Origin of the sequence: Bradyrhizobium sp. Tv2a-2 (assembly GCF_000472425.1) — a bacterium.
Classification (GTDB): Bacteria; Pseudomonadota; Alphaproteobacteria; order Rhizobiales; family Xanthobacteraceae; genus Bradyrhizobium.
The window spans coordinates 303,753-315,768 of sequence record NZ_AXAI01000004.1 but is presented as its reverse complement, the minus strand read 5'-3'; the positions used below and the strand labels follow the sequence as shown (position 1 = coordinate 315,768).

Genomic DNA, 12,016 nt, shown 5'->3' with positions numbered 1-12,016 from the left:
GGCGCAATCACATGAACATCTTGTCGATTTCAATGGTCGAGCGGGTGCCGATATGCTCGAAATTCCGATCGAGCCAGTCGCTGGCCGTCTGCCGTCCTGCATCACGCAGCTTGCACAGGAGCCCCCATTCCGGGTGAAACTGCGTCGCGGTGCCGAGCTCCGACATCAGCGTGTCGTTGCCGATCCAGTGCATGAACATCCGCCGGTGCTTGGTGCTGTCCAGCTCGCCGCTGTCGATCAGTCGGGTGGCGAAGGCGATCGCGCGCATTTCCCGCATCAGGGACGAGTTGAAGCTGATCTCGTTGATCCGGTGCAGGATGTCAGCGGCGCTCGCCGGCAATTCGTTGCGCGTGATCGCCGTCACCTGCATGATGATGACGTCGCTCGTGCCTTGCCGGTAGATCAGCGGAAAGATCGCGGGATTTCCGAGGTAGCCGCCGTCCCAGTAATGCTCGCCATCGACCTCGACCGCCTGGAAATAGGGCGGCAGGCAGGCGGAGGCGAGCACGGCCTCGACGCTGATCGCGGGCGTCTCGAACACCTTGAGCTTGCCGGTGCGGATATTGGTTGCGTTGAGGAACAGCTTCGGCGCCCGTGGCGAGCGGTTGAGCTCGTCAAAATCGACCGCGCGCAACAGCAGCTCGCGGAGCGGATTGAAATTAAACGGATTGAGCAGGTTGGGGGGCAGGGTGTGGGTGAGGAAATGGAGCAGCGCATGAACCGGATGGTATTCGGGCGGCAGTTTCAAGGCCTGAATCCATTGATTCCAGCGCGAGAAGACGTCGAACGTCTGATCCATGCGCGAGACCTCGGCCCAGAAAAACTCCAGGTTTTGCCGCGCCCCCTCGGGCCCGCCAGCGGCCATGCCGGAGGCAAGCGCCACCGCATTCATGGCGCCTGCGCTTGTCGCACTGATCGCCTCGATTCCGAGCCGTCCGTCCTCCAGCACCTTGTCGACTACGCCCCAGACAAAGGCCCCATGCGCCCCGCCGCCCTGGAGTGCGAGCGTGACGTTTTTCAGTGGATGCATGTTCGCGCCTGTCGCACTTCCCAACCTCAGCGATGATGGATCTCGCCGCCCGTGAAGCGGCGATTGCTGTTCCCTGCAGCCTATGATGGCTTCGTACCGGTGGACAACTGGCGCCGATGTCGGAGGTGTTGCGATCTTGATGATTTGAAGTCGCTGAACTCACAACGGGTTTACCATCTAATGGTTGTAATGTAACAGAGTTGCGACTCATTGGGGACGAACTGGGCGCGCGCTGCGGTGCGCCAAATCTCCCTTTACAGCCTCATCATGCGGAACATGTCGCGACGGCACGAATGCCGCGGGGCTTCGTTTCCGTTGACGTTCGGCGCATTTGCTTGTCGTGTATCGTTCCGCTCGGGGCCGATGGCATCGAACGCCGCCTTCTGCTCGCCGGTGAGCGGGTTGTAGAAGTCATCGAGTGCCAGGCGCACTATCCCAACGAGTCATAGCCCCAGCCCTTCTAGGTGTAGCCATGATCTTCGTACGTGCATCGACCCGGGCGGCACCAGAGCAATGTGTTGTACGTTTAGATACGGGTTTGTGACCACGCGCCTTGCAAAGACTGCGCAAGCGGCGAGTTGAAGAGCCATGAGAACATTGTTTCTGTCACTTGCAATTCTGGGCGCTGAATTGACGGCCGCTTCCGGCGACAGCGTGCCCAGGATAAACATCGAGTCCTTGTGTAAGGCGAGGTCGGCTGAGGACAGGCTGATGAAACTCCCGGAGGCGCAGAGCGTCGCTGATTGCGTGCAGGAAGAAAAAGCATCCAAGGACAAACTTGGCGCGATATGGCCGGCCGCGGCGAACTCAATTCGTTCCCGCTGCCGGGCGGACGCCGCCGCATTGGGCACCTTGAGCTACGTCGATCTGCTCGTCTGCCTGCAAATGGCTGACGACATCAGGGGATTTTCGTCCGAGGCGAAAACAACCAGGAAATCGCGAAACAGGTAGTTGCGGGATGCCTGTTGTTGTCGCTCATGGGGTGAAGAAGCAACGCTGAGCAAACCGGACTCAACTGCCCGGATAGAATGGCAGGCCGACTAGTGGTTATGCTTGAGCAGCTTTCGTGCTTCCTCGATTTCAGGGAGATCTTGCGGCGTGTTGAAGTTGACGAGGATGGGTACAAGCACATCGGATACAGCCGCTGCGCGGCCATTTGTGCCATAGAGACGCGCAAGTCCAAGTGCGCAACGCAGTTCAAAGGTCTTTGTCTGCTGGCGTCGGGCGATTTCCAGGGCTCTATTGAAGGCCTGCTCGGCAGAGCAAGTGTTCGAGGGATCACAGAGCATCAAAAGCTCACCCTGGACACGATGCAGTTCGGCATCGAGCCAATGCTGGCCGGATTGCTCCACCCAGACGATCAACTCCCTCAAGATGTCCAGCGCCGTCCCGATTTGCCCAGTCTCCGCATTTGCCACGGCAACCTGCATTCCCCAGAATGGCTCACAGAGATAGCAATCATTTTCGTGAAGCAATGTCCACCCGCGCCGCATTTCCGAAAGTCCATCTGTTCGGTCGCCGGCACGCCACCGCGCCAAGCCACTCAGGTGTGTGCCGGCCGCTACATACAGGGGCATCGTGTGCTCGCGGGCCAGCGCAAGCACCGTCTCCGTTTCTTCCAACATGGTCCCGCACAATCCGTCGAAAACGGCCTTGTGAACAAGCGCGTTGGCTTGAGCAAGTGCACGCCTTTCACCAAGAGCCTTCATCGCTTCCGCGGCAAGCCAGCGCGATTGATCGATTTTACCAAGTGGCCAAAGAACCAGCGCAAGAAATCTCAGGATGACGGAGGGCAGGTCCAGCGTCGCGGCCTTGAAAGTTGCGGGATCAGGCTCATCATTATAAATCGCAAGCGCTCGCTCCAGATGCAGTCTCGCGTTCAAGTAATCGCCCCCGAACCAGCAGGTCACTCCGCTGGTCCAGTGTGCGACGACCGCGGCTACGGGTGATTCTGCTTGCCGACTGGCGGCGCCCATTATTGTTTCCGCCAACTCTCGCATCGGCGCGAGCTCGCCATGGGTCAAGCAGGCGTTGAACAAGCCCGAATGGATCGGCGCCCACTCAACCGGATCATTGATGTCGGCCGCGAGCTGCCGGGCGCGTCTCCATGCGGCCACCGTTTCGCTTGCGCTGTGCCCGAGGCTACCGCGCAGCGCGCGGCCATATTCGATTTGTAGATGGAGCCGGTCTATGGTTCGGCCTCTTCCATCAGCCAGCCCATCGGCGAGGGCGACCGCCTTGCCGAGGTGTGCAATCGCCTCGGAATAAGCCGATCGCTTCAACGCCCGTTGGCCTGCCTTGCGCCACCATTCCAAGGCAACTTCGCTCAGCCCAGCTTCAGTGAAATGGTGCGCCACGACTTCCGGTTCAGTCTCAGAAATGGCCGGAAATTTGCTGCGCAGAACGTCGCCGATGTTCCGGTGGAGCAATTGCCGGCGGCTCCTGAGGAGGCTTTCATAGGCTGCTTCCTGGATCAGCGCATGCTTGAAACTATAGCTCGCATCCGGCGGCGTCCCGTGGCGCAACAGAAGTTCCGCGTCCTCGAGCTGCGTAAGCGCCGTACTTAACGTCAGGTCGTCGCGTCCGGCCACGCCTCGCAGCAGCGTGTATGAGAAGTCGCGGCCGATGGCCGCACCGATCTGGGCGACCTCCTTCACCGGCGCCAGTCTGTCGAGCCGAGCCATCAGCGAATCGTGCAGTGTCGCAGGAATAGCAAGCGGCGGCAGCGGGCCATCGATGCGATAGCGCCCGGCATCTTCCACAAGCAGTCCCGACTCCAGCACCATCTTGGTCAATTCCTCGACGAAGAGGGGGATGCCATCCGTCTTGTTGACGATCTGTGCCATCATCTTGCGCGGCAGCTGTCGACCGGCCGCCACCTGCTCGACCAAAGCGCGTGTGTCTTGCCGATCAAGCCGATCGAGCTGCAACAGGCTGACATTGGCCAGACCCGTCCAAGGCGGCTCGAACTCGGGCCGAAATGTCATGAGTACGAGTATTGGCAGTCCCCTGATCCGATCTACGGCGAGGTCGTACAGCTCGAGTGTTGTGGCATCGGCCCAATGCATGTCTTCACAGACAATCAACAGAGGTTGCGTCCTCGCCAGCCCCTCAAGCTGGTCGAGAAGGGCCGCGAATGTTTGCCGCCGCTGCTGCACTGGACTCAAGCCGAGCGGCGGGTAGCGCTCACTTGTAGCCACCGAAAGAAGAGCGGCAATGATCGGTGTCGCCTTCGCCACGCGTTGCGTTCCAAGCGCAAGCATCGCCTCAAGCTTGTCCAGCTTCTGGTCGGACGTGTCCTGCGGCCTGATGCCGGCGGCGTGCTCCAACTGAGCAATGAAGGGATGAAGCGAGCTGTTCGTGTGGTAAGGCGAGCACTGATAACGCACCCGTCGGTGCGCCCCCAATGCGGGGCTTTCACAAAGCGCTGCCACATAGCGCGATTTGCCGATTCCGGGCTCGCCGGAAATCAGCACGACCTGTCCTTGGCCTCGCCACGCCAGCTGCTGGCGCGAGAGCACGAATTCGATTTCTGCCGTGCGGCCAATGAAGCCGATCGATCGCCCCGTTCGCACCGCCTCGAACCGGCTCTCCGATTCGGCTGCACCTTCGACCGCCCAGACTTCGATTGGTTCGGAAATGCCTTTTACTTCGCGGTGGCCGAGATTGCGAAACGTGAACAGATCGCCGAGCAGCCGGCGCGTCGACGCGGCAACGACAACGGCTCCTGGCTCCGCCAGACTCTGAAGCCGGGCAGCGACGTTCGGCGTATCACCGACCATGCCCTGCTCCTCTGACACGCCTTCGCTGATCAGGTCGCCTACCACCACAAGCCCGGTCGCGATGGCGATCCGGACCTCGACCTTTTCGTTCGCGCGCGTTGCGAGCGTTCCTACGGCGGCGATGATGTCGAGGCCCGCTCGGACTGCGCGCTCCGCATCATCCTCATGTGCGCGAGGGTAGCCGAAATAAGACAATATTCCGTCGCCGACGAACCTGGCGATGATGCTGTCGTAGGAGGTGATGACTCTCGCGCAGGCCGCGCGATAAGCGCGGAGCACCTCCCACATGTCCTCGGGATCGAGGCGCGAGGAGAGCGCAGTCGAGCCGACCAGATCGCAGAACATAACGGTGAGATGGCGTCGCTCGGCATCGTGCTGACAGGTCGGCTCAGCCCCCGATCCTGCTTGATCGATTTCGGCGATCGCACGCTGCATTTTACGGCGATGGCCGAGCAAGACTTCGAGCCTATCGAAGTCCTCGTCCTTCAGGTCAGGCAGAACACCGACATCGATCCCGTTCTCGGCAAAACGCTGCGCGTATTGCCCAAGCCCAAGCCTTTCGAGCCAGTCCGCAATCTGCTGCATTGCTGCATTCCAGCGACCGTTTCGTTGCGGCCAGCCGAATTTTGGACCACGGCAATGAAACGTTATCCTGATATCTCGGCGGATAGCATGCGTTAATTTGCGGCATTCAGCCGCGCTCTTCGTGCTCCATCCCTGCCCAAATGGTGCATGGGTACAGCTGTCCGCTACCAAGCAGCGCGGGAGATGAACAGAAGAACCGGATTGCAGCAAGCACGCGCGCTCCAGCGCAAAGCGGATTGCGGCACGTGCTCTCGGCGACATCGCACCGCAATCTGTTTCGCGAACATTATGTCGGTATTCTCAGGCGCAAGCATCCGTTCGTCGGCCGCAAGCTGACACTCAAGACGATGGAAACGCTTGACCATGTCGTCATCACCTCTCCTTTTGCCGGCCATCACGTGATTGAGTGGCGCTTGAGGGAAGCTTGCCTGTCGCGAAAGCCACGCCTCGCAATCCAGAGCTTCGCTGGCGTGCCCGAGGTGGTCGCGCATACCAATTTGCTTGCGATCGCACCGTCGCGGGTCGCCAAGGCTTATGAAAGGAGCCATGGCCTTCGCACGGTCGCGCTGCCCGTCGGCACGAGAAGGCGGTCCAGAGGAACCCGGTCGCGGCGGGCTGTTAATCCCCCAATCCCCACCATATCTGGCATAAACTGGCGGGTAGAACCGCAAAAGCTTGGCCGCCGGGGGCCAATGTGCTAATCGGACGGACCTGCTTCCGCTTTCTCGACCAAGACCGGCCGTGGCCCGCTAAGTGGTTGCGGTGATAGGGATATTTCGCCGATGACCTCAAGCGCCAAGACTGCATCCGCCCCCGATTCCTTCTTTGCCGCTGGTCTCGCGCAGGCCGATCCGGAGATCGCCGCTGCGATCCAGGGCGAGCTTGGCCGGCAGCGTCATGAGATCGAGCTGATCGCCTCCGAAAACATCGTCAGCCGCGCAGTGCTGGAAGCGCAGGGCTCGGTGATGACCAACAAATACGCCGAAGGCTATCCCGGCGCCCGCTATTACGGCGGCTGCGAATGGGTCGATGTCGCCGAGACTTTGGCAATCGAGCGGGCCAAGAAGCTGTTCGGTGCCAATTTCGCCAACGTGCAGCCGAACTCCGGCAGCCAGATGAACCAGGCCGTGTTCCTGGCGCTGATGCAGCCCGGCGACACTTTCATGGGCCTTGATCTTGCGGCTGGCGGCCACCTCACTCACGGCTCGCCTGTCAATATGTCCGGCAAGTGGTTCAAGGCCTCGCACTATACCGTGCGGCGCGAGGACCAGATCATCGACATGGACGCGGTGGCAAAGCAGGCCGAGCAGGTGAAACCGAAGCTGATCATCGCCGGCGGCTCCGCCTATTCGCGCGCCTGGGACTTCAAGCGTTTCCGCGAGATTGCTGACGGCGTCGGCGCGTATCTTCTGGTCGACATGGCCCATTTCGCCGGCCTCGTCGCCGGTGGCGTGCATGCCTCGCCCGTTCCGTATGCGCATGTCACGACCACGACCACACACAAGTCGCTGCGCGGCCCGCGCGGCGGCCTGATGCTGTGGAATGACGAGACGCTGACCAAGAAGCTCAACTCGGCAATCTTCCCGGGACTGCAGGGCGGTCCCTTGATGCATGTGATCGCGGCGAAGGCAGTGGCCTTCGGCGAGGCGCTGCGGCCGGACTTCAAGGTCTATGCCAAAAACGTGGTCGAGAACGCCAAGGCGCTGGCCGAAACACTGCGCGGCCACGGCCTCGACATCGTCTCCGGCGGCACCGACAACCATCTGATGCTGGTTGACCTCAGGCCGAAGGGGCTGAAGGGCAATCTCTCGGAGAAGGCGCTGGTTCGCGCAGGTATCACCTGCAACAAGAACGGCATTCCGTTCGATCCCGAGACGCCTTTCGTAACCTCGGGCTTGCGGCTCGGCACGCCGGCCACGACGACGCGCGGCTTTGGCGTTGCCGAGTTCAAGCAGGTCGGCGGCATGATCGCGGAAGTGCTGAACGCGATCGCGCAAGGCCAGGACGGCAAGGCGCCGCTGGTCGAAGCTGCGGTCAGGGAACGTGTCAAGTCGCTCACTGATCGTTTCCCGATCTACCAATAAGGCATTGCCCGGATGCGCTGTCCCAGCTGCAACAGTCTCGATACACAAGTGAAGGACTCGCGTCCGACCGAGGACTCCGCGGTGATCCGGCGGCGGCGCGTCTGCGTCGCCTGCAATTTCCGCTTCACCACCTTCGAGCGTGTGCAGCTGCGTGAACTCACCGTGATCAAACGCAACGGCCGCCGCGTGCCGTTCGACCGTGACAAGCTGGTGCGCTCGGTGCAGATCTCGCTGCGCAAGCGCCCCGTGGAGCCAGAGCGGGTGGAGAAGATGGTGTCGGCGATCGTGCGCGAGCTCGAGAGCGCCGGCGAGGCCGAGGTGTCCTCGGAAGCGATCGGCGAGATCGTGATGGAGCATCTGCGCGCGCTTGATGACGTTGCCTATGTCCGCTTCGCCTCGGTGTATCGCAATTTCCGCGAAGCCAAGGACTTTGAGGCCGTGCTCGGCGAGCTGTCTGGGGAGGACGAGGCACGGATCGTCCCGATCCGCAAATGATCTTTCGTATCCTTGAGGATCAGCTGGCGCAGAAGGCGCGCGACGCCGAAGCGACCGATCGCCGCTTCATGCAGCTTGCTCTGACACTCGGGCGGCGCGGCCTCGGGCGCACCTGGCCAAATCCGGCCGTCGGTGCCGTGGTGGTCAAGGATGGTATCATCGTCGGCCGCGGCTGGACCCAGCCCGGCGGGCGTCCGCATGCCGAGCCGGTCGCGTTGCGCGAGGCGGGCGAGGCCGCACGCGGCGCCACGCTTTATGTGACATTGGAGCCGTGCTCGCATTTCGGCAGATCGCCGCCTTGCAGCGATGCTGTGATTGCCTCCGGCATTGCCCGCGTGGTCGCGGCGATTGAGGACCCCAATCCGCTGGTGGCGGGCCAGGGTTTTGCAAAGCTGCGCGCCGTCGGCATTGCCGTCGATGTCGGCCTTGAGCGGGAGGAGGCGGCCTACGCCCATGCCGGCCATTTCCGCCGTATCCGCGATCAGCGGCCGCATGTCATCCTGAAGCTCGCCGTCTCCGCCGACGACAAGATCGGCGCTGCGGGGCGCAAGCCGGTCGCGATCACGGGCGAGGCGGCGCGGACGCGGGTGCACCTGCTGCGCGCCCAGTGCGACGCAATCCTGGTTGGTATCGGCACGGCGCTGGCGGATGATCCTGAACTCACCTGCCGATTGCCAGGCATGGAGGCGCGCTCGCCGGTGCGGGTGGTGCTGGACCGGGCCTTGCGCACACCGGGCGACAGCCGGCTTGTCCATTCCGCGCGGCAGACACCGCTTTGGGTGATGGCGTCGGAATTGGCAGAAGCGCCCGCCGCCGCAAAACTCGGCGCCGCGGGCGCCGTCGTGATCCGGATGCCGCCCAAGGCCGGCTCTGGCCTCGATCCGCATGCCGTGCTGCATGCATTGGCGGAAAAAGGTATCACGCGGCTGATTGTCGAGGGCGGCAGCCGCGTGGCGGCCTCCTTCGTCGCGGCCGACCTCGTCGACGAGGCCTGGCTGTTGCGCGCGCCGCAGGCGATCGGCGCCGACGCGATCAACGCGTTGGATGCATTGCCGCTCACGCAAATCACGCGGTCGTCGGCCTTCCGCGTCCGTGCTAGCGAGATGTTGGATCAGGACACTCTCACCATCTACGAGCGCGCTTGAATGTTTACCGGCATAGTCACCGACATCGGCGAGATCGTTGCGCTGAAGCCAGTGGCGCAGGGCCAGTTGCACCGTTTGCGCATTGCCTGCCGCTACGATCGCGCCACGATTGCGGACGGTGCCTCGATCGCATGCAACGGCGTCTGCCTGACTGTTGTTGCGGCAGGGGTTGAAAGCGGCAACACCTGGTTCGATGTCGACACCGCGGCCGAAACGCTTGCCATGACCACGGCCAGGCATTGGACGGTCGGAACCAGGCTCAACCTGGAGCGCGCTCTGAAGATCGGCGATGAGCTTGGCGGACACATCGTCGCCGGCCATGCCGACGGCATCGCCACCATCCTGAGCCGCGACGATCTTCCCGATATGGCACGCTTCGAGCTCAACACCGCGCGCGAACTCGCGCGCTTCATCGCGCCCAAGGGCTCGATCACGCTGGATGGGGTGTCGCTCACCGTCAATGCGGTGCGCGACACGGCATTTTCCGTGTTGATCATCCCGCACACGCTCAATGTAACGACATTGTCGTCCTGGCGTGCGGGCACCGAGATCAATATCGAGGTCGATTTGATGGCCCGTTACGCGGCGCGATTGACGGAAATGAAATGAGTGGTTGGTCTTGGCTTTGTCCAGGGCTACGCCTAAAAGCGGCTCAATGCGAAAAATTTCTCTGATTGGCAAAAGTGATGGCTGACGCACGACGCGCTCCGTTGAAGGACCAGACCGACATCCGAGGCGCCCGCGCCCTGATCGTCGAAGCGCGCTTCTACGACGATATCCAGGACGCGCTGCTTGAAGGCGCGCTCGCTGAGCTGAAGGCGGCGGGCGTGAGCCATGACGTGATCACGGTTCCCGGCGCGCTGGAAATTCCCGCTGCGGTCGCGATCGCGGTCGATGCGGCGGAAGCCGCGGGCATGCCTTATGACGCCGCAATCGCGCTCGGCTGCGTCATCAGGGGCGACACCATCCATTTCGAGATCGTGTCGATGGAATCCTCGCGCGCCCTGATGGATTTGGCGGTGGTGCGGAAGCTTCCGCTGGGCAACGGTATTCTGACCGTCAACACCGAAGCCCAGGCCTGGGCACGGGCTCGCGCGAGCGAACTCAACAAGGGCGGCGATGCGGCGCGGGCGGCGCTTGCGATGCTGCGCATCAAACGCCGTCTGGCTAAGTCCTAGATCATGGCTGACGCAAAGAAAAATCAGATCAGGGGACCTGAGAGCAAGGCGCCGGAGAAGAAGGCGAACCGGCGTGGTGCCGCGCGACTCGCTGCCGTGCAGGCGCTCTACCAGATGGATATCGCAGGCGCCGGCATCAACGACATCTTCGCCGAGTTCGAAAGCCATTGGCTCGGCGGCGAGGTCGAGGGTGAAAAATACCTTCCTGCGGAAGCGGCCTTCTTTCGCGATGTCGTCGCCGGCGTCGTGCGCGATCAGGCCAAGCTCGATCCCTTGATCGACGAGGCGCTGTCGAGGGGTTGGCCGCTGAAGCGGATCGACGCGATTTTGCGCGCGGTCTTGCGCGCCGGCGCCTATGAGCTCGAGCATCGCCGGGACGTGCCGGGCCGGGTCGTGGTATCCGAATATGTCGATGTCGCGCATGCTTTCGTCGAGCGGGAAGAGACCGGCATGGTGAACGCAGTGCTGGACCAGATCGCACGGCAGTTCCGTTCCGAGGAATTTACACGCGGCTAACATCCCGGAGGTCGCGACAAGCGCTGACGCATGACCAACCGCCCTGGCCCATCCGGCGAAGATTCCCTGATCGCGCGCTACTTCAAGCCGCTTGCGACCGACCCGGGCGCATTCGGACTCGTGGACGACGCGGCCATCCTCAAGGCTGCGGGTGAGGATATCGTCGTCACCACGGATGCGATCGTAGAGGGCGTGCATTTCCTTCCCGACGATCCGCCCGATACGGTCGCACGCAAGGCGCTGCGGGTCAACCTGTCCGATCTCGCTGCCAAGGGCGCAACGACCGCCGGTTTTGTGCTGACGCTGGCGCTCTGCCGGGCCGACGACGCCTGGCTCTCGGCGTTTGCGCATGGCCTGGGGGAGGACGCGCGCAGCTTCGGCTGCCCGTTGCTTGGCGGTGACACGGTTTCGACTCCGGGGCCGCTCACCGTCTCGATCACGGCCTTTGGGCGTGTGCCGGTGGGGCAGATGGTTCAGCGCACTGGTGCCAGGCCCGGCGATCAGGTGATGGTGACGGGGACGATCGGCGATGCCGCGATCGGACTCGACATTCTTACCGGCGGGCCAGCGGCTGCTGCGCTTGCAGGCAATGACGCGGCAAGACAGATGCTGATCGGCCGCTACCGCGTGCCGCAGCCGCGCAATGCGCTGGCTGACGTCATCCGCGTGCATGCGACTGGCGCGATGGATGTTTCCGACGGGCTGGCCGGCGACCTCACCAAGCTCTGCGCGGCCTCGCGCGTCTCGGCCGTGATCGATGTCGCGCGCATTCCGATCTCCGTAGCGGCGCAAAGCCTGCTCACACGCCGTGCCGTCGACATCGAGGCCCTGATCTCCGGCGGCGACGATTATGAGATCCTCTGCACGGTTCCGGAGGCCGGCACTGCGACGCTGGCCGCGGCCGCAGCACGTGCCGGCATCGCGCTGACGCCCATCGGCCGCATCGTCGAAGGCACCGACGCCCCGCGCTTCCTGGACGGCGAGGGCAGGGAGCTGCCGCTCGCACGCCGCTCCTACAGCCATTTCTAGGACCAAGCCGTAAAACCCACGATTTTTCACCGGGAAAGCCTGCGAAATTGGATCTATTTTGCCGTTCTCGGCGTTGCGCGGGCGCAGCAACTTTGGCAACCTCCCCGCCGATTTGCGGCCGCCCTTTGGGCAGGGCGGACCAGCATTCTGCGCCCGAGCAACGGGCGTGGGG

At 62.7% G+C, this 12,016-nt stretch carries 12 protein-coding genes; 9 read left to right on the top strand and 3 right to left on the bottom strand.

Going from position 1 to position 12,016, the window contains the following annotated elements; all coding sequences use genetic code 11:
• Positions 1 to 7: 7 nt before the first annotated feature.
• Together A3AI_RS0110220 and A3AI_RS47375 are read right to left on the bottom strand one after the other, a co-directional pair.
• On the bottom strand, positions 8 to 1,030 hold the full coding sequence (locus A3AI_RS0110220; RefSeq protein WP_024515486.1) for a patatin-like phospholipase family protein: 1,023 nt from the start codon (positions 1,028 to 1,030) through the stop codon (positions 8 to 10).
• A gap of 254 nt (positions 1,031 to 1,284) precedes the next feature.
• On the bottom strand, positions 1,285 to 1,461 hold the full coding sequence (locus A3AI_RS47375) for a hypothetical protein (RefSeq protein ID WP_156927708.1): 177 nt from the start codon (positions 1,459 to 1,461) through the stop codon (positions 1,285 to 1,287).
• Between the two features lie 157 nt (positions 1,462 to 1,618).
• On the opposite strand from A3AI_RS47375, the gene A3AI_RS0110210 reads away from it, so the two are divergent.
• Positions 1,619 to 1,981: a hypothetical protein gene (locus A3AI_RS0110210; protein WP_024515485.1), complete on the top strand. Its 363-nt coding sequence runs from the start codon at positions 1,619 to 1,621 to the stop codon at positions 1,979 to 1,981.
• 89 nt (positions 1,982 to 2,070) lie between these two features.
• Here A3AI_RS0110210 and A3AI_RS0110205 read toward each other — a convergent pair whose 3' ends face one another.
• Entirely contained in the window at positions 2,071 to 5,397 is a 3,327-nt protein-coding gene (locus A3AI_RS0110205) for an adenylate/guanylate cyclase domain-containing protein (RefSeq protein ID WP_024515484.1), read from the bottom strand.
• 140 nt (positions 5,398 to 5,537) lie between these two features.
• Here A3AI_RS0110205 and A3AI_RS50200 point away from each other — a divergent pair, with 140 nt between their 5' ends.
• From A3AI_RS50200 to thiL, 8 genes are all read left to right on the top strand, one after another.
• Positions 5,538 to 6,098 (top strand): LysR substrate-binding domain-containing protein, encoded by a 561-nt coding sequence (locus A3AI_RS50200; RefSeq protein WP_084800875.1) that lies wholly within the window; start codon positions 5,538 to 5,540, stop codon positions 6,096 to 6,098.
• A gap of 81 nt (positions 6,099 to 6,179) precedes the next feature.
• Complete coding sequence (gene glyA / locus A3AI_RS0110195; protein WP_024515482.1) at positions 6,180 to 7,481, top strand: serine hydroxymethyltransferase; 1,302 nt, start codon at positions 6,180 to 6,182, stop codon at positions 7,479 to 7,481.
• A gap of 12 nt (positions 7,482 to 7,493) precedes the next feature.
• Positions 7,494 to 7,976: a transcriptional regulator NrdR gene (nrdR, locus tag A3AI_RS0110190; RefSeq protein ID WP_024515481.1), complete on the top strand. Its 483-nt coding sequence runs from the start codon at positions 7,494 to 7,496 to the stop codon at positions 7,974 to 7,976.
• Positions 7,973 to 9,121 (top strand): bifunctional diaminohydroxyphosphoribosylaminopyrimidine deaminase/5-amino-6-(5-phosphoribosylamino)uracil reductase RibD, encoded by a 1,149-nt coding sequence (gene ribD, locus A3AI_RS0110185; RefSeq protein WP_024515480.1) that lies wholly within the window; start codon positions 7,973 to 7,975, stop codon positions 9,119 to 9,121. Before nrdR ends, ribD begins: the two co-directional genes overlap by 4 nt.
• Positions 9,122 to 9,730: a riboflavin synthase gene (locus A3AI_RS0110180; protein ID WP_024515479.1), complete on the top strand. Its 609-nt coding sequence runs from the start codon at positions 9,122 to 9,124 to the stop codon at positions 9,728 to 9,730.
• Between the two features lie 77 nt (positions 9,731 to 9,807).
• Positions 9,808 to 10,299 carry a 6,7-dimethyl-8-ribityllumazine synthase gene (gene ribH / locus A3AI_RS0110175; protein WP_024515478.1) on the top strand — a complete coding sequence of 164 codons (492 nt, stop codon included), beginning with the start codon at positions 9,808 to 9,810 and terminating at the stop codon, positions 10,297 to 10,299.
• A gap of 3 nt (positions 10,300 to 10,302) precedes the next feature.
• A complete protein-coding gene (gene nusB / locus A3AI_RS0110170) occupies positions 10,303 to 10,815 on the top strand; it encodes a transcription antitermination factor NusB (RefSeq protein ID WP_024515477.1) in 513 nt (170 codons plus the stop codon).
• Between the two features lie 30 nt (positions 10,816 to 10,845).
• Complete coding sequence (thiL, locus tag A3AI_RS0110165) at positions 10,846 to 11,844, top strand: thiamine-phosphate kinase (RefSeq protein ID WP_024515476.1); 999 nt, start codon at positions 10,846 to 10,848, stop codon at positions 11,842 to 11,844.
• Positions 11,845 to 12,016 lie beyond the last annotated feature (172 nt).

Coding starts and splice junctions, on each gene's coding strand:
- A3AI_RS0110220 (WP_024515486.1), bottom strand. CDS start 1,030: ATGCATCCACTGAAAAACGTCACGCTCGCACTCCAGGGCGGCGGGGCG.
- ribH (WP_024515478.1), top strand. CDS start 9,808: ATGGCTGACGCACGACGCGCTCCGTTGAAGGACCAGACCGACATCCGA.
- A3AI_RS0110210 (WP_024515485.1), top strand. CDS start 1,619: ATGAGAACATTGTTTCTGTCACTTGCAATTCTGGGCGCTGAATTGACG.
- nusB (WP_024515477.1), top strand. CDS start 10,303: ATGGCTGACGCAAAGAAAAATCAGATCAGGGGACCTGAGAGCAAGGCG.
- A3AI_RS0110180 (WP_024515479.1), top strand. CDS start 9,122: ATGTTTACCGGCATAGTCACCGACATCGGCGAGATCGTTGCGCTGAAG.
- A3AI_RS50200 (WP_084800875.1), top strand. CDS start 5,538: ATGGTGCATGGGTACAGCTGTCCGCTACCAAGCAGCGCGGGAGATGAA.
- glyA (WP_024515482.1), top strand. CDS start 6,180: ATGACCTCAAGCGCCAAGACTGCATCCGCCCCCGATTCCTTCTTTGCC.
- ribD (WP_024515480.1), top strand. CDS start 7,973: ATGATCTTTCGTATCCTTGAGGATCAGCTGGCGCAGAAGGCGCGCGAC.
- A3AI_RS0110205 (WP_024515484.1), bottom strand. CDS start 5,397: ATGCAGCAGATTGCGGACTGGCTCGAAAGGCTTGGGCTTGGGCAATAC.
- nrdR (WP_024515481.1), top strand. CDS start 7,494: ATGCGCTGTCCCAGCTGCAACAGTCTCGATACACAAGTGAAGGACTCG.
- thiL (WP_024515476.1), top strand. CDS start 10,846: ATGACCAACCGCCCTGGCCCATCCGGCGAAGATTCCCTGATCGCGCGC.